Source organism: Sorangium sp. So ce295 (assembly GCF_051527405.1).
Classification (GTDB): domain Bacteria; phylum Myxococcota_A; class Polyangia; order Polyangiales; family Polyangiaceae; genus Sorangium; species Sorangium cellulosum_B.
In genome coordinates, this window is the sequence record NZ_CP150324.1 from 9,269,105 (window position 1) to 9,289,454 (window position 20,350).

Below are 20,350 nucleotides of genomic sequence, written 5' to 3' on the forward strand. Positions count from 1 at the left end.
AGGGACATGCACTTTCTCCAGGGACGACACGTGCGGCGGCTCTGCGCCGTCGCCGCCTTCTCGACGAGCGGCGCGGGAGGGCTCTCCGGCTGCACGTACGCAGAGGACTGCGGTGAGGAGCGGATGTGCCTCGCCCCCCCGCCGTCGCCGTGCGAGGTGAACGAGCCGGGCATGGGGCCCGTAATGGACGAGTGCGGGGTGTTCGTCAGCGCCAGCGCTCCAGCGGAGGGCGCGCGCGCGGGCACGCGGGTCGAGCCGCTCGGCTCGCTGCAAGCCGCGATCGTGGAGGCGCAAGCGCGGGGCTTGCGCCACGTCTATGCGTGCGGCGAGACGTTCGAGGAAGAGGTCACGCTGGTCTCGGGGATCCACCTCTGGGGCGGCCGTGGCTGCGATGACGGCGGGTGGTCGTTCGATGGCGCCAACCATCCGACGATCATCGCCCCGCCTTCGGGGATCCCGCTGCGGGTCGTGGGGGACGAGGGCGCGACGTCGGTGATCTACGGCGTGCGCGTCGTGGCAGCGGACGCCTCCGCGAGCGATGGCAGGTCGTCGATCGCCATGATCTTGAGCGCGGGGGCCGGGGCGATCGTGCGATCGAGCACGATCGTCGCGGGCGACGGCGAGGACGGGGAGCCGGGGAAGGACGCGGACAGCGAGCGGGCAGCGGACGGCGTGCCGGGGAACGACGGCGCGCTCGCCTGCACGGAGGACTCCCCGACGGGCGCTCTCCCGGTCGTGACGGCGTGCGACGACGGCGCCGAGTCCACCGGAGGCTACGGGGGCGACGGCGGGCTCGACGCGGGGGGCGATGGCGCGCCGGGGGAACCGAGGCCGGCGGCGAACCACGACGAAGAGAAGACGGGTCTTGGAGGCACCGGAGCGGGTGCCCTCACGAGATGTGACGAAGGAAAAGATGGCCCCGACGGCGCCGACGCCGGTCGCGCTGGCGGCGCGGTGGGCATGGGCTACCTCACCGAAGACGGATGGGTTGGCATTCGCGGTCAGGACGGGGAGAGGGGCGGCGTCGGCCACGGGGGCGGCGGCGGGGGCGGCAGCAAGGGGCGAGGCGATATGGTGGCCTGCCGAGCAGGCAGGCCTCAGGGCGGCGCGGCCGGCGGCTCGGGCGGGAGCGGCGGCTGCGGTGGCCTCGGAGGCAAGGGCGGCGACTATGGCGGGGCGAGCATCGGCGTTGTCGCGCTGCAGGGGAGCTCGGTGACGCTCGAGGCGACCACCGTGACCGCGGGCAACGGCGGCATGGGTGGTGTAGGCGGAACCGGCCAATGGGGAGGTCGAGGCGCTGCAGGCGGCCACGGTGGGAAGCATCCGTTTGCCGATCTGTGGCCCGCCTGCGAAGGCGGCTGGGGAGGCAACGGCGGTCGCGGGGGCGATGCCGGCGGCGGCCTCGGGGGCCCGTCCTACGGCGTCGCATCCTTCGGCGCCTTCGTGGGCATCGGCCTGGACGCCCAGCTCCAGCCTGGAGGCGCCGGCAAGGGCGGGTCCGGCGGCAACGCGGCGCCCGATGACCCTGTGGGCGAGGGAGAGGCGGGCCACTCGTTGCCCTACGTTCAGTTCGGTGCGCCCGATCCTGAGCCGCCCCGCTGAAGGGCAGGGAGCACGCCGCGTCACATCGAGGGATAACCATGCGAATCACAGGAGCGATCACCCTGTTCCCCGCAGTGCTGCTCGTTGCGGCAGGCTGCGGCACCGCACCAGGCCCGAGCGACGCCGGCGGAGCGGCGTGCGACGGCGCGTCGTGGTGTCCAGGCGACGCGCCGCCGGAGTCGGTCTGTCTCGAGCGCCTCGCCGCCAAGGTGCTGGAGGATGGCTGCGGGGTGTTCGTCGCGGGGATGTTCGGGAACGGCGACGACGCGAACCCCGGCACGAAGGACAAGCCGGTGCGCACGCTGCAGCGCGGCGTCGAGCTCGCGCGCATCGGACGAGGGCGCGTCTTCGCGTGCAACGACGGGTTCTACGGCCCCCTGGCGCTGCCGTCCGGCGTGGATCTCATCGGCGGATACCACTGCTTGAGCTTTGCGCACGAGCCCGGCGGGCGCCCGACCCTTCAGATCGTCGATACCTTCGAGGCCATCCTGACGGTCGTGCCCGCGGGCCCCGGAGACACGGGAGCCGCGGACGCAATATCGACGATCGTCGACATGCGGTTCTCTTCGCACGGCTCCATCGGGATGCTCATCCAGTCCGGCACGGCCGTGGAGCTCATCCGGAGCCGGGTTCGCGCCTCTTTCGCATGGGGGGGCCGCGATGCCGAGAAATGGCCCTATCCGAATCGGGCAGCGGAGGGGCCCGATGGGCAGTACGGTGGCAATGCGTGCTCGGCCGCCGTCGTCCCTGGCGGCGCTGCGGCGGTGAACCCGTGCGACGGAGGGATTCCGAGCGTCGGTGGGAAGGGAGGGGACGGGCTTCCTGACGGCGCCGGCGACGGTGAGGACGGGCAGCCGTTCGTTGCGTACAGCCCGACGTCCGGGCGGGGGGGAAACGGGGAGGTGACAGGCGTCGAGTGCGACGAGGGATCTGTCGGGCGCAGCGGCGCGCAAGGTGTGACCGGTGCCGCCGGCAAGGGCATGGGGCGCATCACCGAGGCAGGGTGGGAATCCGACAAAGCCGGCGACGGGGGCAGGGGCATGCCAGGCCAGGGCGGCGGCGGGGGTGGCGGCCATCGGGGAGGGCTCGCCGTGTGCGGTGCGGGGTCGAAGGGAGGAGCCGGCGGCGGCTCCGGCGGCGCCGGCGGCTGCGGCGGTCGAGGTGGCCGAGGTGGCGAGAACGGCTATCCGTCGATCGGCATCATCGCGCTTCATGCCAAGCTGACCGTGCGCGATAGCGAGATCGAGACATCCGAGGCCGGGCAGGGCGGCGACGGCGGGCCCCCCGAGGAAGGCGGCCGAGGCGGTCGCGGCGCTCCGGGAGGCGCCTTGGGGGGCGGCCTGTGGTCCTGTCAGGGTGCCAACGGGGGCGACGGGGGTCCCGGCGGCTACGGCGGCCCCGGGCGTGGCGGCGACTCGATCGGCATCGCCTACCTCGACGAGGACCAGCTCACGCTGGAGGGCGTTTCCTATGAGCTCGGACTGCCCGGCAAGGGCGGCGTGAGCTGGGATATCTGGTCCGGCGACGAGGTCACAGGGGAGGAGGGCATTGCCGCCGAGACGCTTCGGTTCCCTGACTAGTCGGGATCTTCTCGGGACGACAGGCCGTGCGTCCGGCGGCGAACGGCCCCTGGCGCCGGCGCCTCAGCCGCGGCCGCGGGTATGGGCGAGCGCGTAGGCCATGCCGCTCTGCAGCGTGCCGAGCGTCAGCAGGCCGTCGAGCCCGGCGGCGTCGCGGACGAGCAGCTGGGCCGCCGCGGGCCGCACCCCGGTGAGGATCGCCTGGGCGCCGACCAGGCGCAGCGCGCTCGCGGCCCGGACGAGGATCGCCGCCGGGGCGGCATCGAGCTGGCGCACGCCGGTGATGTCGAGGATCACCACCCGCGCGCGCGTGCGGACCGAGCCCTCGAGGGCCGTCGCCAGCACCTGCGACGCGCGGGCGTCGTCGAGCACCCCGATCAGCGGCATCACCACGATGCTCTCCGTGATCGGCAGCAGCGGCGCCGCCATGTCCGCCAGGCGCTCCTCCTGGACGCGCAAGATCTCCGCCTGCGCCGCCGACCGCTCGCGCTCGGCCCGCTCGCGCTCGCCGATCTCGCGGCGCGTCTGCGCGTGGGCCTCGCGCAGCGCCTCGCCCTGGCGCACCAGGTCGGCGTTGACCGCCTGGAGCTGCCCGAGCGCGGTCTGCAGCTCGTGTGTGCGCGCCTCGACCTGCTGCTCGAGCTGCTCGCGGGCCTGCTGCACGCTGGCGTACAGCCGGGCGTTCTCGATCGCCACCGCCGCCTGCGCCGACAGCAGCTGCAGCAGCTCGACGCGCTCGGGCGCGAAGGCATCGCGGGTCGCGTTGTTCTCGACGTAGAGGATCCCCGACAGCCGGCCCTGGTGGAGCAGCGGCAGGCACAGCACCGAGCGCGGGCGCTGGCTGGCGACGTAGGGGTCGCGGGCGAAGCGGGGCTCGGCGCCGGCGTCGCCGAGCAGCACGCCCTCGCGGCTGCGGGCGACGAAGCGGACCACCGAGGTCGCCAGGGCGGCGGCGTCGCGCATCGGCTGGTCGAGGCCGACGCGGACCTCGTCGGGCGCGGTGCGCATCTCGGCGGCGATCGACAGGTCCTCGCCCTGCGGCACGAGCAGGAAGCCGCGCTGGGCGCCGGCGCGGAGCATGACGATCCGCATCAGGCGGTCGAGCAGCCGGTCGAGCACCAGCTCGCCGGCGACCGCCTGGGCGGCGTGCATCAGGCCCTCGAGGTCGAGCGAGCCGCCGCCGAGCCTGCGGGTGGTGGTCGTCGAGCGGCTCGTGCTGTGCCCGGCGCGGGCGGGCGCGGGCGGGGCGAGCAGGTCGGCGCGGGTGAGCAGCAGCTGGCTCGCCTTGGCGGCCGCGCCCCAGCGGGCGAAGCCGACGTGGGCGTCCTGCAGGTAGGCGCCGGCCAGCGCGCGGCGGTTGCGGCGCAGGTGCAGCCGCGCCGCGCACTCGCTCGCCAGCGCCGCGTGGAGCACGAACCCGCGCGCCTGCGCCTCGGCGATCGCCTGCTCGTAGCCCGCGATCGCCTCGGCGTCGCGGCCGGCCAGGCACGCCGCCTCGGCGTCGAGCAGGTGCTGGAGCGCCACGAACTGCGACGGGTTGCTCGTCGACCACGGCCGCAGGGCCGCGCGCTCGCGCTCGAGCCGTTGCGCCAGCGCCTCGCGCTCCGCCTCGCTGGCCTCGTCCCAGCGGGCCGCGGCGACCAGGCCCGAATAGGCGTACTGCTCGGGCGAGTACATGTGCCCGGCCCCGGCGCCGCCCTCGTGCAGCTCGCGGGCGCGGACGGCGAGCTCGAGCCCGCGCTCGTACTCGCCGTACAGGTAGGCGAGGCGCAGCTTGCTGACCGCGTAGAGCCACGGCACGAGCCCCCCGGGCGGCATGTGGGCGACGAACGCGCCCTCATCGAAGCCGTCACCGTCGAGGGCGCTCGTCGCCGACTCGCCCGTCAAGTTGACGACCACGCGGCGCATGAACGCGACCACCGCCGTCGACGCGACGTCGCGGGTCTTCCGCAGGAGCGCCGTGACGTCGTCGATGCGGGCCTCGGCGCCGCGGATGTCGGCGTCGGCGATCAGCGCCAGCGCGGCCGATTGCAGGCAGTAGAACGACACGTAGGCGAAGTTGCCGACCTCGAGCGCGACGCGACGCGCCGAATCGCGGTACTCCTCGCCGGCCGAATACGGCTGGCGGTAGAACACGACCGACGTGCCGAACAAGAAGTGCACCATGCAGCGCGTGCGCAGGTTGCCGGTGCGCTCGTTGAGCTTGACCCCGAGCTCGCCGAACTCGTAGGCCTTGCCGAGCTCGCCGGAGACGCCGGCGAGCAGGATGCTGTACACGGCGTAGCTGTAGTCCGACCCGTCGGCGTTGCCGTGGCGCAGCGACAGGTTGACCATGTGCAGCACGATCAGGGGGAACAGCGCCGGCCTGCCGACGAACACCGGCCCCGACATCGACGCCAGGAGCCGCATCACGACCTCGACGTCCGGGTCGCGCGCCGGCGGGGCGTCGAGCAAGGCGCCGATCCGCCGCTCGCCGAGGTGCTCGTGGGCTGCCGCGAACGCGGCCGCGACGGCCTCCTGCAGCGCCGGGCCCTCATCGGGCAGGCCGAAGCCGTACAACGCCAGCGCCGCGCGCCCGGCCGCGACCACCGCCGCGAAGTCGCCCATCGCCGCATGGAGGAGGACGCGGAGGTCGTAGACCTGCGCCCGCTCCTCGCGCGAGCGCGCCCGCGCGAGCGCCTCCTCGAACAGCGCGTCGGCCTCGGCGAACGCCCCGCACAGGTACGCGCACTCGGCCAGCTCGACGCGCAGCGCGAACGCCAGATCGAACCAGCGCGCCCACGGGTCGGCGCCGAGGCACTCGCAGCCGGCCTGGAAGTACTGCCGCGCCGCGTGGTAGGCCGTCGCCGCGCGCGCCCGCCGGCCCGCGCGGAGGTTGAGTCGCGCCAGATCGAGCCGCTCGTCGCCGTCGATCCGCGCCAGCGCCACGTCGAGGTGGCCGACGACCTCGAACAGCGCCTCGTCGGGCACGCCCGCCGGGTACGCGTCGCGCAGCAGCCGGCCGACGCGCAGGTGCGTCTCCTCCCGCGCCTCGCTCGCCAGCAGCGCGCCGGCGGCCTGCTGCACGCGGTCGTGGAGGAAGCGGTGGAGATCGTCGCCCTCGCCGCCGGCGAGCGGCACGACCAGGCCCTCGCGGACCAGCTCGCCGAGCGCCGCGGTCGCGTCGTCGCCGTCTTCGCTGCCGACGGCCGCGAGCACGCGCCACGAGAAGCGATGGCCGACGCACGCGGCCCGCTGCAGCAGCCGCTGGGCCGCGGGGGTCAGGCGGCGGATCTTGCTGGTGACGAGGGCGACGACGTTGTCGGTGACGTCGCGCGCCTGCACCTGCGCGTCGTCCCACACCCACCGGCACGCGGCGGGGTCCCAGCGCAGGAGGCCGTCCTCGACGAGCAGCAGCAGGAACTGGCCGATGAAGAACGGGTTGCAGTGGGTCTTCTGGCCGACGATCCGCGCCAGCGCGGCGACCTGCGACCGCGCCATCACCAGCGTGTCCGCCAGCAGCTCCTCGACGTCGGCGAGCGCCAGCGGACCGAGCGGCACGTCGCCGACCTCGACCCCCGCCGCGCGCAGCTCGGCGAGCGCGGCCGGCAGCGGGTGCCCGGGGCCGACGTCGTCGTCGCGGTAGGTGCCGAGCACCAGCAGGTACCTGCATTCGGCGTCGAGCAGCATCTCTTGCAAGAGGCGCAGCGACGCCGGGTCGACCCACTGCAGATCGTCGAACACGAGCACGAGCGGGTGGTCGGCGGCGGCGAAGACCCGCAGCAGGGCGGTGAAGATCAGGTTGAAGCGGTTCTGCGACTCGGCCGGGCCGAGCCGCGGGACCTCGGGCTGCGGGCCGACGATGAGCTCGAGCTCGGGGATCAGATCGGTGAGGAGCTTGCCGCTGCTGCCGAGGGCGGACGCGAGGGCGCGCCGCCACGCCTCGAGGACCTCGGGCGCGGCCGTCAGCAGGGCGCGGCACAGCTCGCGCAGCGCCGTGGCGATCGGGGCGTACGGCGCGCCGCGGTCGTACTGATCGCACTTGGCGGCGACGAAGAACCCGCCGCCGCGGGCGACCGGCGCCGCCAGCGTCTGGACCAGCGCCGACTTGCCGGAGCCGCCGGTCCCGCGCACGAGCAGCAGCGCGCGCGCGCCGTCGGCGACGCCGGCGGAGGTCGCGAGCAGGACGTCGATCTCCTGCTGCCGTCCGTACAGGCGCGGCGGGATCCGCGGGGTCGACGGCCGGTCGGCGCTGCCGAGCGCGAACGGCTCGATCGTCCCCGTCGCCGCCCACGCGGCCGCGCAGCGCTGCAGGTCGGCCCGCAGCCCGGCCGCGCTCTGGTAGCGATCCTCGGCCGCCTTGGCGAGCAGCTTCATGATGATGTCCGACAGCACCGGCGGCACCTTCGGCATCAGCACCGCCGGGGCGACCGGCACGCGCGCGAGCTGGCTGTGGACCAGCGCCATCGCGTCGCCGGCCTCGAACGGCAGCACCCCGGTCACGAGCTCGTAGAGCGTCACGCCGAGCGAGTACAGGTCCGAGCGCGCGTCGACCGGCCGGTTCATCCGCCCGGTCTGCTCGGGCGACATGTACGCCAGGGTGCCTGCCATCCCCGCGCCCGCATCGACGCGCGACGCCTCGTCCTCGCCGCCGGCGATCGCCAGGCTGAAGTCGATCAGCTTCACCTGCCCGGTCGCCGGGTTGTAGACGATGTTGTGCGGCTTGACGTCGCGGTGCAGCAGCGGATAGCGGTGCAGCAGGTCGAGCGTGCCCGCCACCTCGACGCCGATCGCCAGCACCGCCGCGAGGTCGAGGGCGCCGGCGTGGAACAGCACGTCGAGCGAGCGACCGCCGCAGTCCTCGAGCACCAGCGCGAGCTCGTCGCCGATCGTCTCGAGCGCGTGCGCCTTGATCACGCCCGGCAGGTCGAGCGATCGCAGCACCGCGAACTCCCGCCGAAGCGCGCCGTGGATCGCCGGCGCGAGCGGCCCGCCCTTGCCGATCTTGACGACCACGCGGGCGCCGTCGCGGGCGCGGACGGCCCGATGGATCACCACGCCCGCGCCCTCGTGCAGCTTCGCGGTGAACGTGTACGCGCCCTGTTGTGCCATGATTGTGCCTCGTGACCCGTCGATCGTCGCGCCCGGCCGCCGCGCGAGTCATCGATCGCGCCCCCGCTTCCGAGCGTACGTGACGCCGCGCGACCGGGTAAAGCATGCGCGTCAGCGCATCGCCACCCCGCCGGCCGTCTCGCCGACCCGAGGCTCGCGGATGGAAATCGCGGACTCCTGTGGCGGCGCAAGCTAGCCCAGGATGGCGCGCTCTTCGGCGCGCTGACGCGCCTCTTCGTCGAGAGCGTGGAGCGGTTGTACGAACAGCGCGCCGTGCGCCGAGGCGCGCTCGGCGCGGCCAAGAGCGGCGCGGTGACCGTCGTGCAACGCACGTCCGGCGACCTGCGGCTCAATCCACATCTGGACGTTGTCTTTCTCGACGGGGCTTACCACGCTCGCGTCTGCTAGCTCGCCGCCCACGTTGGCGCGCACGCCGAGCAGCGCTCGGCGCAAGCGGTTCGATTTCGGCTGGGTGACGTTCCGCCGATCGGATGGTGACGGTCAGATATCGGCCGAGGCGCGTCGGTCCTCGACAGCGGGACGGTCGGCGCCAGGCCGTGAATGGCCAATCCACGGAGAGTGGATGGTCGACCCTGGATGGCTTGATGGTCAATCCACGGAGATGTGATGATCGACCCTGGATATGTGAATGGTCGACCATGGACGGGCTGATGGTCGACCATGGATAGTTGGATGGTCGACCCTGGATAGTGGGATGGTCGACCCCCGGCCGGTGGTGATCCCGCCCGTCCGCGCGTCTTTGCGCAATCACGCTGCGGCTTGCGGCAATGCATTGCGCAGCCACCGCTCCTCGCGCGTCGCCGGACCGCGTGTGTCCGGGCGTTCGGCGGCGGGCACCGTCCTTGATTGCGCCCTGCGCAGACCTGCGCGCCGCGCCGGCCGGGACGACCGCCGTGGCGCGCGCCCCCCAAGAGGAGCCCATCTGCCGTCGCGAAAGACGAGCACGAAGAGCACCCCGAGCCCCATGACGCCCGCCGGCGCGAGGGGCGCGGCCGCCGTCGCGCGCCCTGGGGCCGCACAGCCCCAGGGCGCGCGCCGCGCTCGAGTTTGTTTGACTTCAAAGCAATTTGCGCGAAGCATCCCGGCCGGTTGGGCCCGGGACGAGCACGTGTCCCGCCGCCGTGTGCTCGGTACCAGATCCCGGAGATTGATGAAGTGAAGCGAACCCAATCGGGGATCGCGGCGGCGGCGCTGCTCACGCTGCTGACCGCGATGCTCATGTTCTCGACGCGCGCGGTCGCGGGGCCGCAGGACGGCCTGCCGCCTGCGGACGCGGACCGCTCGACGCCCCGGCGCGCCCTGCGGCTGCTCATCGACGCCTCGCGCGAGGGGCGCCACGATGTCGCGGCGTACGCGCTCGACCTGTCCGCCATCCCGCGCGCCGCGCAGGCGGAGCGCGGGCCCGAGCTCGCCGCGCAGCTCACGTTCGTGCTCGACCAGCGGCTCTGGAACGCGTGGGAGGAGCTCTCGGACGAGCCCGAGGGCGACCCGGCCGACGGGCCCGGCCGCGACGAGGTCGGGCGCATCCCGCTCGGGGACACCGCGATCCCGATCGTCCTGAGCCGCGCGGCCGGCCCGGGCGGCGCGCCGATCTGGCTCGTCTCGCGGTCGACGATCGCGGCCGTGCCCGAGCTGCACGAGGCGTTCGGTCCGGGGCCGATCGCCGAGCGGCTGCCGGCGGTGCTCTCCCGGATGCGCTTCCTGGGGCTCGCCGCCTGGCAGTGGCTCGGCCTCGTGGCGGCGATCGCCGCGTCGTCGCTCGGCGGCCTGCTGCTCGGCCGCCTCGTCTCCGTCGGCGCCGGCAGGCTCGTGCGGCAGACGGAGGTGCGATGGGACGACCGGCTCCTCGACGGGATCCGGACGCCGCTGCGCGCGCTCTTGACGCTGGCGCTCGCGAGCGGCCTTGTCAGGCCGCTGCGCCTGGCCGCCCCCGCGCAGGAGGTCGTCGACACGCTCCTTCAGACCCTCCTCATCACCGCCGCGGCGTGGCTCACGACGTGCCTCGTGCGCTTCGCCGGCGACACGGTGACCGAGCGCGTGACCGCGAGCGTCACGGACATGGCGCTCGCGCGGGGCAGCAAGACCCGCGTCGCCATGGTGCGGCGCATCGCCAACGCCCTCGTGGGCGTGGTGGCCGTCGCGCTCGTGCTCCTCCAGTTCGACGTGGTCCGGAAGGTCGGGGTCTCGCTGCTCGCCTCCGCCGGCATCGCCGGCGTGGTCGTCGGCTTCGCGGCGCAGAAGTCGATCGCCACGCTGCTCGCCGGCCTGCAGCTCTCCTTCTCGCAGCCGATCCGCATCGGCGACACCGTGATCGTCGAGGGGGAGTGGGGCTGGATCGAGGAGATCACGCTGACGTTCGTGGTCGTGAAGGTCTGGGATCTGCGCCGGCTCGTCGTGCCGATCACCTACTTCCTCGAGAAGCCGTTCCAGAACTGGACGAAGGAATCGCCGGATCTGCTCGGCACGGTCTTCGTCCACGCCGACTACACGGTCCCGATCGACGAGATACGCGCGGAGGTCGCGCGGCTGTGCGCGGCCGACGCGAACTGGGACGGGAAGGTCGCGGGCCTCGTCGTGGTCGACGCGACGGCGCAGACCCTAGCGCTCCGGGCGCTGGTCTCGGCGGCCGAGGCGGGCAAGCTCTGGGACCTGCGCTGCGCGGTGCGCGAGGGGCTCATCAAGCGGCTGACGTCGCTGGAGGGCGGGCGGTACCTGCCGCGGGCGCGCGTGGCGCTCGAGGGAGAGGGCGAGCCGCGGGGCGCCTCGGGCCCGACGGGGGGCGTGGCATCGGCGTGAGCCGGCGGCGCGCCGTCGGCGCCCCGCGCGGGCCTACGTCGCCACCGGCTGCGGGCGGTGGTCACCTGCCGCCGCCACGCCTCGACCGTGGCGTGCATCGTCTCGATCGGGTCGCGCACCGCGTCCTCGGCGTTGCGCAGGACGGCGTCGGTCTGCGCGCGCGTGAAGGCGGTCAGCGCCTCGGGCGCTACGCCGCCGGCCGCCCTCGTCTCGTCGAGGAGCGCGAGCGACGCGCCGAGGCTCCGGCGCTGCCGCGCGAGCTGCTTCGGGGTGAAGCCGCGGCGGTCGAGGTCGCCCGCGACCGCGGCGATGCGCTGCCGGAGCTCGGCCGTCCGGCGCCCCGCGTCGCCGTCGAGCGCGCCCCGCTGGCCCGAGAGGAGCGCGTGGACGGCGAGGGGGCGTTGAGGGAGGCGCTCTTGCGCTACGTCCTGAGACCCCCGATCGCACAGGAGCGCGTCGAGCTGCAACAGGACGGCCTGGTGCGGCTGTCGCTCAAGCGCGCCTTTGCCGACGGGACCGTCGCGGTCGACATGGACCCGCTCTCGCTCCTGCGCCGCCTCGCGGCCAGCGTCCCGCCGCCGCGGTTTCACACGGTCAAGTACGCGGGAGTGCTCGCGTCTGCTAGCCGCCCACGTTGGCGCGCAAGGACTTCCGCGAGCGCTCGTTCGAGTCGCACGTCGCGCTCCTCGCCGAGATCTACGGGCAGCTCGCGCGCCGCCCGGCGCTGCTCCTGCCCGACGTACGGCTCGCGGCGCTCGACGACCTCGGCGCGGGGGCGCGGTCGCGGGTCCTGCGGCGGCTCGTGGCGATCGCGCGCGACCTCGTCGAGGAGTTCCTCGCGCCGCTGCGGTCGCCCGAGGTGCGCGCGCTCCCCGGGCGGCGCGCGCTCTGCGGGGGGCTCTCGGCCGGCTGCGGGGAGCTGAGCTACGGATAGGCTAGCTCCAGGGCCGTCACGAGCTTGCTGGTCATGTCCTGAATGTCCTGCGCGCACTGAAGGAATCTATCTATTTCGCTCTTCGTGAACACTCCTCTCTCGGCAGGAGCCCGCCAGGTGTCGCGCCCAGGGGTGTCCTGAAACGGATACTCTGTGTTGCGTCGTGGCAGCTGTCCCGTTGCCGGATACTGAGGGACGATATCATCGAGGAGTTTGATTGCCTTCAGTCGAGTGTCCGACAGGATGCTGAAAACCTTCTTTCGATTCCCCTTGAGCTTCTTCGGCCAGTTGGGCGCGGCAATCCTTATGGCAGATGCTACGCTGGAAACCGGGTGAGCTGAGCCGACGGAGCTGCCGTAAAGCCGCGCATCGTGAAGTGCGGATTGCAGCGCCTTGATCGATTTTTCAACAGTCTGCTGCGCCTTCGCCGCGACCTGACAGTAGGCCTCGGGTTGCGTCCTGTCCCCGGCCAGCTTGAGCGCCGCCTTCATGTCCGATCTCGCCTGTACGAGCCACGCAGTGCTTTGTCTCACCGCAGCAGCCTCAAGAGGTCGTTCCCTACCCTGTCGCTGTACAAGACGTCTGCCTGCTCTGTCTGAATGGCATCTCGCAGTTGCTTCAGGGACGCCCAGCGCGCGCGGGCTGCCTCGCGCAGCTCTTCGGGGCTGGTCAAGAACAAGCGCAGATCGCGCTCGTCCGGCATGGGAAAATTGGGGTTCGAGGAGAATTCGACCTCGAATATCGAACGCTTCGGATCGATCCTGCCGTCCCCGAATCCCCCCAGTACTTCGAAGAGACAGACGTCTTTCTTGTGCTTGGGATGCACGAAGTGAATGGCCAGGTGAAGCGGCTCGTACCTACGCTTGCGATGCTCGGCGATCAGCCTTAGTAGGTGCTGCCGCACCGGCTCGTCGTCGGATGGAAGCTTTGTTGCCGCGCTGGCCTTCCCCATGTGTGATATTTTATCGTACCCCTGGCAAGGATGTCAAGCCGTGTACCTGGGCGATCGCGAGAGAACCGAGGCCTCAGCTCGCCGAGATACCGTGGTTTTCACGGAGCATGACCCTGTGCAGCCTGCGTGCCCGTCTGGCAGCGTGTCATCGAAACGGCTCGCGGCGGCGCGAGCGCTGTGCGGATTCGCCCTCGCGAGCGGCGGGTGCGACGGGCCTTGCCCGGGCCGATCCTCGCGCGTGGACGGGGCCAGCTATCACCCCATCGCGGTCCGCGCCGACGAGCGCCATTGTGTCGACCTTCTCGGGATTCCGTTGGAGGTGTCATCGCATGGCGCGCTCCGTCTCCGACCGGTGTCTGGCGCGAGCCCGCCGCGCATCGCGACCGCGCCGCGATGGCACACGCCGCGCCTACGACGGATCTTAGGGGCCGTCCGCCCGGGCCCCGCCTCCGGCGGCGACGGTGAGGTAGCCGAGGAGCCCGTTCGTGATCGCCCGCCGGAGGCCGCCGTCCTCGACGCCGGGAGGCGGATCGAGGGCCGCCGCGTAGACGAGCTCCTCGAACATGCGCAGGACCACGTACGTGGCGAGATCGAGATCCGGCTGCGCGATCTCCGCGCTGTGGCGCGACAGGAGCTGCCGCGTGCGCTCGAAGACCGCCCGGCTCGCCGCGCTCAGCGCGCGCCGTTGCTCCAGCGTCGGGGGCTCGGCGTGGGCGAGCTGCGGCCTCGACGATGGTGTCGACTCAGTAGGGGCGCTGGCCGACGAAGTTGCCGGGAGGATCGTAAGTGCACACCCAGAACTGCCAGGCGCTGCCCCCTTCGAACGGTGAGCCGTCCGCACAGCTGGCGATCCCGCAGCCGAGCCGCAGGGAGTCGGCCCAGACCACCTGGGTGTAATGGCCGCACGTGGCGGCGCTGCAGGCATTGCTCGCGAGGTCGTAGCTGACCGCCTCGTTGATCCACGAGCCGACGACATCCTCGGGGGCGGGTGAGGCGCCGCTCGACGTCGCGAAGAGGTTCTCTCCGTAGCCGTTCGCGCTGTGGCGGAACACACACTTATCGGCATGGGCCTGAGCCACCGCGGCGAGCTCGGACGACCACGAGAGCGGGGGCAGCGGCTGCTCGGCGGGCGGGTCGACCGCGGCGCGCGCCGCGTTGTGGGCCGCCGTCATCCCGACCATCCGGGGCGGCTCGTCGTCGCCCTGGCCGCTCGCCGGGGCATCGCCGTCGTCGGACGAGCTGCCGCATCCGGCAGCGAGGGCGAGCATCAGGGAGAACAGCGCGAACCCGTGGAGACGTGAGCCGAGCGTATTCACGGAACCATCGTCCTACAGCTCGGCCGCGCGCCGCAACAATTCATTCGATGATGGGCCATGTCAACGCACGACAGGCCTTGTACCGAGAAGCCCTACAGCCGTGTGGACGGCGGCGTCCGGGCATGGCGCCGGACGTCGGGATAGCCATTATCCAGCCGGATGAAAATCCGGCCATCATCCGGCTTCTTTTACCTGCGCGCATAGGTCCTTCAAGGCAACGAGGGAACATCCAATGACTCGATCGACGCGCATCACGCGAACGGCGCTCGTGTCGACTGCGACACTGGGCCTCCTCCACGCTCTGCCCGTCCATGCACAGGGCGCGGTGGATCCGTCGAGTGACGCCCGGGGGCAGGTCCAGCGAGCGCGTGGGGTGATCGCTGATGCCCGCAGGCAGGACCCCAAGGACCCGATCTCAAGGGCTCTTGAAGAGCGGATCGACCAAGTGGCCGGCGGCTCGAGACGACAACCCAGGACCCTCCGTGAGATTGAGCAATGAATGCCAGGTGCCTGGATAACTACCCCAGTTCTTCTGCTGATGCGCGTGGTGCGAAGGGACCGGACCCACCTCCACGAGCTGCTCCGCCGGCACGGCCTGGCGGCGCGCGAGGCGTAGGCGCGCGCCTACACCTGTGGGCGCGCGCCTACAGGGGCAGGCGCGCGCCGCGCGGAAAGCGCCGCCGCGAGGAGGACGGCAGCGCCGGCGATCTGCGAGGTCCGCCGCCCGGCACCGGCGCTGCGCGCCTGGCACGGGCGCTGCAATACAGAACCGCGAGGATCACATGATGGAGGTGAACATGATCGACAACGACACGCCTGCTAGGGATGATATCGCGCTCCTCGTCGAGGACCTCGAGGAAGAGGTGGGGTTGCCCGTCCAGGGGACGCACGTGGGCGGTCCGCCCTGCGGGCTCATCTTTGCCCTCGCTTGGCTCTACGCGCATAGCTGAGAAATTCCCGCCACGGGCCGAGGCACGAACGCCAACCTAACCTTCGCCTCGCGCCTCGGCCGCGCGGCGAATAGAAGCCGCGCACGTCCGGTGGGCCATGCACCTAGGCAAGCTGAAATCCATCCGCTCTCACAACATCGACGACTACCGGCATCCTTTCGAGCGCCTGCTCGCGTCGGATGAGCTCGAACAGCTCGTGGCGAGGTGGCTGACCCGCGCCCTGGCGGGTGAAGCGGAGAACTTCGACCCGGGGACCATCGCCAGCGGTTCGCAGATCATCCTGTACAAGGATGACTGGATCAACATGGGTTTCCGGTATCTCCCCGCGCAAGCGGCGATCGAGAGCTCCGGACAGCCCGAGTTTCCCTATCTGATGTCGACGCCGACGCACCTCCTGGTCGGCGTGCTCGGGGGGGCAATGCTGATCGACCTCTACGAGGTCCGTCAACTGGAGCGAAAGGATGTCCTCGACCGGTCCGCGCGGCTCGAGCGGCGCGGCGCGCGCGTCTTTGCCTCGGGAAGCTACTTCGAGCAGCGACCGACGCAGGACGTGCTCGACGTGCGCGAGGTAACGACCGGCGTCGTGCTCGTGGAGTTCGCGCTGCGCGCCCAGGACCCGTTGGTATGGCATTTCGACAGGACGACGATGCTCGCCTGCAACGTTTCGTCGTCCGATGTGCACGCGACGCGGCAGCAGTTCTGTGCGGCGATCCTGCGCCGGCTGTGCGGCGCCGGCGCGGCGCCCGATCTGCGATGGCTGGCTGTGCGCTCGCCGTCGCATTTCGTCCGCTGGACCGCGCTCAAGCACCTCATCGAGGTGGATCTGGTCGAAGCGCTCCCGGTGCTCCGAGCCACGACGGACGATCCGCATCCGCACGTGCGGAGCGCCGCGCTGCGCACTCTCGAAAACCTGACCCGCGCTGGGCGCATGGAGTAATCGCGATGGCGATCACGTGGAACATCGAGACGAATGAGGCGATCGAGCTCGCCGCGCTCATCGCGCACCTGGACGAAAAGGGACCCGGCGTGTTCGCCGTCGACCTGGACGCCACCGCGGCGATGCTCCGCCGCCTCAGCAACAACCGGTCGTTCCTCGCCGAGCACGTACGAGCGGTGATGCACGCGAACGAGTCGTTCGGGGGGTCGAACCAGTACAGCTCTCAAGCATTCATGCTGCATCGTTCTACGTACTACTCCTTGCGCGCGGTGGTCTGGGAGCCGGCGCGCGGCCGCGTCGGTGAGGAGCTCTTTGCCTACGAGTTCGCCCACGACCACGACTTCAGCTTCTTCACGGTGGGCTACTTGGGTCCAGGCTATCGTACACGCGTCTACGAGTACGACCATGATGCGATCATCGGTCTGCCCGAAGAGCCGGTCGAGCTCCGCTTCCTCGAGGATACGGTGCTGTCGCCGGGCAAGGTGATGATGTTCCGTCGCAGCGCTGACGTCCACATTCAGCTCCCTCCCGAGGCCTTCAGCATCTCCGTCAATATCCTACAGAACACGGCCGCTTGGGGCGCGAGGCCTCGTCAATATCAGTTCGACGCCGGCGCCGAACGCATCAAGGCGCGCCTCAACAGCGACGGATCGGAGCTGCTGTTGAAGCTCGGGGCGGTGCTCGGCGGCAGGTGCTTGCCGCTGGTCGCGGCCGCCGCGCGCTCCGGAACGGAGGTGTCGCGGGCAGTCGCCGTCGAGTCGCTCGCCCGACACGAGAGCCGGGACTGGCTCGCCGTCGGTCAAGAGGACGCGAGCGCCTTCGTTCGTGAGACGACGCGCCGGATCGCGCGCGAGCTCTCGGGCAGCCCGACTCTCCCCCGCTCGCCTTCCGGCTGACGCATCCGGGGGGGGCTGATGCTGCAGCTCCGGGTCGCCTCCAGCGCGAGTATGCCGACCCGCCATTCCGACAGGCAGCCAGCTGTGCCGTCTGGCGCTCTGCGGGTGGCTCACCAGGCGCCGTCCCCGCGGGGCTTGACACGGGCGAAGGTTCTGCGGTTTCCTCTCCGCACGACAAGATCGTCAGCTGCAACTACGGCGATCGCCACAGGGAGACGCAATGCGCCAAGGGCACTTGCCTCGACCATCCGGACGTCATGGCCGCGACCTGCGAGCTTTCTTGAGGTGAACCATGTCCAATCACGCCCGCTTTTCCCTCGTCGCCCTGATCGCAGCGCTCGTTCCCGGGTGCCTCGACACGGGCGACTGCGACAACCGGCCTGCGCGTGGTGAGAGCGAAAAGGACGTCCCCCTGGGGGAGCTGCGCGCTTCCCTCGGCGAAGACGGCACGCTCGAGCCTTCCGAGTGCGAGCGGCTCTGCACCGAGGCCTTTCGTTCCGAGAATTTCATCGTGAAGGGCGTGCATGACTGCGCCGTCGTCGACCCGCTCCCGCAAGCGGGCGCGGCCGGCGCGGGCTCCGCGGCCGAAGAGAGCGTGACCATCCGCTGCGACATGACCATCGTGTACCCGTGTGAAGGAAGGCGTCACGCGAATTGGACCCACGGTGCGCGCGGGGGCGGGCGAGACGCGCTCGGTGCGTGGCTCGCCCGTGCCGCTTCCGCGGAGCAGGGCAGCGTGCACAGCTTCCTCGCGCTCCGCGAGGAGCTCGAAGCCTTCGGGGCGCCGAGCCAGCTCTCCGAGCGGGCCCTCGACGCGGCTGCCGATGAGGTGCGCCATGCCCGAATGATGCGGACCTTGGCGCACCGCCGCGGCGGCAGTCCGGTGGACATCCCCATCGAGGCTCGAGCACGAGGCCGCTCGCTCCTCGAATTCGCTATCGAGAATGCGACGGAGGGATGCGTATTCGAAGCGTTCGCGGCGCTCGTCGCCGCCCACCAAGCCGTGCACGCGAGCGACGAGGACGTGCGCCACGTCATGCACGAAGTTGCGCGCGACGAGGCGCATCACGGGCAGTTGGCTTGGGACATCCACGCCTGGTGCGCGTCGCAGCTCACGAAGGACGAGCTCCGTCGGGTAAGGCGCGCCATGCGCCGGGCCTTCCGGGAGCTTTTGATACAGAGTGCGCAGGGACGCGGGGAGGCTCTCTTCGCCGATGTTCTCGGGCTTCCCTCACCAGCCGTCGCAGTGCAGCTCGCGCGCGCGCTCGCGCGCGAGGCGCTCTCAGCGCTTGGCCAAGGACGCGCAGACCAATCCGCCGAGGGGGGGTGGCCCCATGAGGCTGCAAACTGGCAGGGATGAGCGGTTTGGTCGGCGTCGCCCCGCTCGCCGCGCTCAACCGAGCGACTGCAGGATCGAGCTGAATCCGTGCTGGCCGTGGCGGCTGCCCTGCGGGGACAGCCACGCTTCGTAGGTGTCGCCGCTCGGCGAACGGAGCTGGATGAACTCGAGGCTCACGAGAGGGTTGAAGGGGTTGCCGGGGCGGGGGCCGATGTCCTGGCCGGGATACGCCGCGTCTTGGTTGAAGGCGCGGGTGCCCTGATCGAGGGCGGCGAGGTGCTTGTAGTTGCCGCGTTTGCCGAAGTCGCTGTACTCGCGAGAGACGAGGACGCGGCCGCGGTTGGTGAGGCCGACGTGAACGTTGGGAACGTAGGTGGAGACGCCGATCACGGCGGCAGATGCGGCGTTGAGGACTCCGCCGGCGATGCGGCGGGCCGTGCCGGCGGGCGCCTGGTACTCGACTCCGCTCCAGTTGCCGATGATGCGCTCGTCGGGCTGGAGCTCGTAATACTGGGCGTAGAAGTCGCTGAATTTTTGCTCGATCTCCTCCGGGCTCATGTTGGCGGCCTCGGCCATGGCCTTCTTGCGGACGTACATCGAGTACGCGAAAGCGGCCGCCATGAACACGAGCGGGATCAAGTAATACACCTGCATGACCATCTTCTCCTGGAGAACCCACGCTCCACGCTGGAGCCACCGAAGGCGATGGTTACGCGGCGGCGCACGCCAGGTCAAGGGGGCGCGCTTCGAGCGTTCAACCAGCCGCGACGCTTCATTCGCAAGCCATGCTCACGCGCTGGCTGACATACAACCCCTTACGCGCGCACACCGCTCCGCCCAGCGATAGGGCTTCTTTCACTTGCCCAGCAAGAGGGCTTCCTTCACTCACGCGCTCGAGCGCTGGTACTGCGCCTTCAAGCACGGAGGGCTCGACGCCCTCCGTCCGAAGCCGCGCTCGGATCGCTTGGCTCGAGGCGCCGCCGCCACGCGCCGGGGGCCATGCCGGCCCACTGCCGGAACGCGTGACTGAACGAGGCCTCGGACGAGTAGCCGGTGAGGCGCGAGACCTTCGCGAGCGGCGCGCCCTCGCGGAGGAGAACCGCAGCCTTCTGCATGCGGAGCCGCGTGAGGTAGCCGAGCGGCGGCTCGCCGACGAGCGCGGTGAAGCGCGCCGCGAAGACCGAGCGCGAGAGGCCCACTTCCTTCGCGAGCGAGGCCACCGTCCACGGCTCCTCGGCGCGCCGGTGCATCGCGCCGAGCGCCGCGGCGGTGCTCGGATCGCGGAGCGCGCCGAGGAAGCCGCCGCCGTCCTCGGGCAAACGCGCGAGGTACGCGCGGAGGATCTGGATGAACATGACGTCCGCCATCCGGAGGAGGACGATCTCGGACCCGGGCCGGTTCGTCTCGATCTCGCGCGTGATGAACTGGATGTTCTCGAGGAACGACGGCACCGCCTGCTCCGCGTCGGGAGTCATCCGGATGAGCGGTGGCAGGGTCGCGAGGATCGGTGTCGCGAGCGGATCGTCGAGTACGAAGCCGCCCGTGATGAAGGTCGTCTCCGGGCCTTTCGTGCCGAGGTCGATGTGGATGACGTCATGGGTCGGGTCGGGGGCGCATCGCACGAGCTCGGCGAAGCTCCGGGGGGAACTCCGCGGATGGTCGCGCAGCGCATGGGCGTGGCCGAGCGGAAGTACCGCGAGATCGCCGCCGGAGAGCGCGACGCGCGGCTCGTCCGTCTTGTCGACGCTGAGCCAGGCGCTGCCGCGCACCAGGTAGTGGAACCGGATGCAGCTCTTGACCGCCGGCAGGGCGACGCCCCACGGCGCGCGCCCGACGGTGGAGACCCAGCGTGTCCGCCGCAGTCGAACCGGGGCAAGCACCGCGCTCAAGGCATCCATCGCTCGACAGCGTAATGGGCGCGGGCCGCGGTGTCCAA

The 20,350-nt window shown here is 71.3% G+C and carries 16 protein-coding genes and 1 pseudogene; 9 read left to right on the top strand and 8 right to left on the bottom strand.

Features of this window, described 5'->3' with window-relative positions; translation table 11 throughout:
* Positions 1-6: 6 nt before the first annotated feature.
* Positions 7-1,602: a hypothetical protein gene (locus tag WMF11_RS35155; protein WP_437973830.1), complete on the top strand. Its 1,596-nt coding sequence runs from the start codon at positions 7-9 to the stop codon at positions 1,600-1,602.
* A gap of 38 nt (positions 1,603-1,640) precedes the next feature.
* Complete coding sequence (locus WMF11_RS35160; protein ID WP_437973831.1) at positions 1,641-3,182, top strand: hypothetical protein; 1,542 nt, start codon at positions 1,641-1,643, stop codon at positions 3,180-3,182.
* A gap of 63 nt (positions 3,183-3,245) precedes the next feature.
* On the opposite strand, the gene WMF11_RS35165 is transcribed toward WMF11_RS35160, so the two are convergent.
* Positions 3,246-8,273 carry an AAA family ATPase gene (locus WMF11_RS35165; protein WP_437973832.1) on the bottom strand — a complete coding sequence of 1,676 codons (5,028 nt, stop codon included), beginning with the start codon at positions 8,271-8,273 and terminating at the stop codon, positions 3,246-3,248.
* Positions 8,274-8,465: 192 nt separating this feature from the next.
* On the bottom strand, positions 8,466-8,726 hold the full coding sequence (locus WMF11_RS35170) for a hypothetical protein (protein ID WP_437973833.1): 261 nt from the start codon (positions 8,724-8,726) through the stop codon (positions 8,466-8,468).
* 723 nt (positions 8,727-9,449) lie between these two features.
* Here WMF11_RS35170 and WMF11_RS35175 point away from each other — a divergent pair.
* The 3 genes and pseudogenes from WMF11_RS35175 (at position 9,450) to WMF11_RS35185 (ending at position 12,024) form a co-directional block, all read left to right on the top strand.
* Complete coding sequence (locus WMF11_RS35175; protein ID WP_437973834.1) at positions 9,450-11,090, top strand: mechanosensitive ion channel family protein; 1,641 nt, start codon at positions 9,450-9,452, stop codon at positions 11,088-11,090.
* Positions 11,091-11,473: 383 nt separating this feature from the next.
* Positions 11,474-11,653 (top strand): annotated as a pseudogene (locus WMF11_RS35180) (transposase); the annotation flags it as partial.
* A gap of 71 nt (positions 11,654-11,724) precedes the next feature.
* The gene (locus WMF11_RS35185; RefSeq protein WP_437979427.1) at positions 11,725-12,024 is read left to right on the top strand and encodes a hypothetical protein; all 300 of its coding nucleotides are present in this window, start codon (positions 11,725-11,727) and stop codon (positions 12,022-12,024) included.
* Here WMF11_RS35185 and WMF11_RS35190 read toward each other — a convergent pair.
* The 4 genes from WMF11_RS35190 to WMF11_RS35205 all read right to left on the bottom strand — a co-directional run bounded on the left by WMF11_RS35190 (position 12,015) and on the right by WMF11_RS35205 (position 14,292).
* Positions 12,015-12,515 (bottom strand): hypothetical protein, encoded by a 501-nt coding sequence (locus WMF11_RS35190; protein ID WP_437973835.1) that lies wholly within the window; start codon positions 12,513-12,515, stop codon positions 12,015-12,017. The genes WMF11_RS35185 and WMF11_RS35190 overlap by 10 nt on opposite strands.
* 38 nt (positions 12,516-12,553) lie before the next feature.
* On the bottom strand, positions 12,554-12,976 hold the full coding sequence (locus WMF11_RS35195; RefSeq protein ID WP_437973836.1) for a hypothetical protein: 423 nt from the start codon (positions 12,974-12,976) through the stop codon (positions 12,554-12,556).
* Between the two features lie 421 nt (positions 12,977-13,397).
* Positions 13,398-13,817: a hypothetical protein gene (locus WMF11_RS35200; RefSeq protein WP_437973837.1), complete on the bottom strand. Its 420-nt coding sequence runs from the start codon at positions 13,815-13,817 to the stop codon at positions 13,398-13,400.
* The gene (locus tag WMF11_RS35205) at positions 13,720-14,292 is read right to left on the bottom strand and encodes a CAP domain-containing protein (RefSeq protein WP_437973838.1); all 573 of its coding nucleotides are present in this window, start codon (positions 14,290-14,292) and stop codon (positions 13,720-13,722) included. The genes WMF11_RS35200 and WMF11_RS35205 overlap by 98 nt, the downstream gene beginning before the upstream one ends.
* Before the next feature lie 797 nt (positions 14,293-15,089).
* On the opposite strand from WMF11_RS35205, the gene WMF11_RS35210 reads away from it, so the two are divergent.
* The 4 genes from WMF11_RS35210 (at position 15,090) to WMF11_RS35225 (ending at position 18,435) form a co-directional block, all read left to right on the top strand.
* A complete protein-coding gene (locus tag WMF11_RS35210; protein WP_437973839.1) occupies positions 15,090-15,242 on the top strand; it encodes a hypothetical protein in 153 nt (50 codons plus the stop codon).
* A gap of 97 nt (positions 15,243-15,339) precedes the next feature.
* Positions 15,340-16,179, top strand: a complete 840-nt coding sequence (locus WMF11_RS35215; protein ID WP_437973840.1) for a HEAT repeat domain-containing protein — start codon at positions 15,340-15,342, stop codon at positions 16,177-16,179.
* Positions 16,180-16,184: 5 nt separating this feature from the next.
* Positions 16,185-17,075 (top strand): transposase, encoded by an 891-nt coding sequence (locus WMF11_RS35220; RefSeq protein ID WP_437973841.1) that lies wholly within the window; start codon positions 16,185-16,187, stop codon positions 17,073-17,075.
* Positions 17,076-17,367: 292 nt separating this feature from the next.
* Positions 17,368-18,435: a ferritin-like domain-containing protein gene (locus WMF11_RS35225; protein WP_437973842.1), complete on the top strand. Its 1,068-nt coding sequence runs from the start codon at positions 17,368-17,370 to the stop codon at positions 18,433-18,435.
* A gap of 33 nt (positions 18,436-18,468) precedes the next feature.
* On the opposite strand, the gene WMF11_RS35230 is transcribed toward WMF11_RS35225, so the two are convergent.
* On the bottom strand, positions 18,469-19,068 hold the full coding sequence (locus WMF11_RS35230; protein ID WP_437903627.1) for a hypothetical protein: 600 nt from the start codon (positions 19,066-19,068) through the stop codon (positions 18,469-18,471).
* A gap of 260 nt (positions 19,069-19,328) precedes the next feature.
* Positions 19,329-20,312: an AraC family transcriptional regulator gene (locus WMF11_RS35235; RefSeq protein WP_437973843.1), complete on the bottom strand. Its 984-nt coding sequence runs from the start codon at positions 20,310-20,312 to the stop codon at positions 19,329-19,331.
* Positions 20,313-20,350: the final 38 nt, after the last annotated feature.

Excerpts from the sequence above, each read along its gene's own strand:
- WMF11_RS35235 (WP_437973843.1), bottom strand. The coding sequence starts at position 20,312 with ATGGATGCCTTGAGCGCGGTGCTTGCCCCGGTTCGACTGCGGCGGACA.
- WMF11_RS35210 (WP_437973839.1), top strand. The coding sequence starts at position 15,090 with ATGATCGACAACGACACGCCTGCTAGGGATGATATCGCGCTCCTCGTC.
- WMF11_RS35220 (WP_437973841.1), top strand. The coding sequence starts at position 16,185 with ATGGCGATCACGTGGAACATCGAGACGAATGAGGCGATCGAGCTCGCC.
- WMF11_RS35195 (WP_437973836.1), bottom strand. The coding sequence starts at position 12,976 with ATGGGGAAGGCCAGCGCGGCAACAAAGCTTCCATCCGACGACGAGCCG.
- WMF11_RS35230 (WP_437903627.1), bottom strand. The coding sequence starts at position 19,068 with ATGCAGGTGTATTACTTGATCCCGCTCGTGTTCATGGCGGCCGCTTTC.
- WMF11_RS35155 (WP_437973830.1), top strand. The coding sequence starts at position 7 with ATGCACTTTCTCCAGGGACGACACGTGCGGCGGCTCTGCGCCGTCGCC.
- WMF11_RS35225 (WP_437973842.1), top strand. The coding sequence starts at position 17,368 with ATGTCCAATCACGCCCGCTTTTCCCTCGTCGCCCTGATCGCAGCGCTC.
- WMF11_RS35160 (WP_437973831.1), top strand. The coding sequence starts at position 1,641 with ATGCGAATCACAGGAGCGATCACCCTGTTCCCCGCAGTGCTGCTCGTT.
- WMF11_RS35215 (WP_437973840.1), top strand. The coding sequence starts at position 15,340 with ATGCACCTAGGCAAGCTGAAATCCATCCGCTCTCACAACATCGACGAC.
- WMF11_RS35165 (WP_437973832.1), bottom strand. The coding sequence starts at position 8,273 with ATGGCACAACAGGGCGCGTACACGTTCACCGCGAAGCTGCACGAGGGC.
- WMF11_RS35190 (WP_437973835.1), bottom strand. The coding sequence starts at position 12,515 with ATGAAGGCGGCGCTCAAGCTGGCCGGGGACAGGACGCAACCCGAGGCC.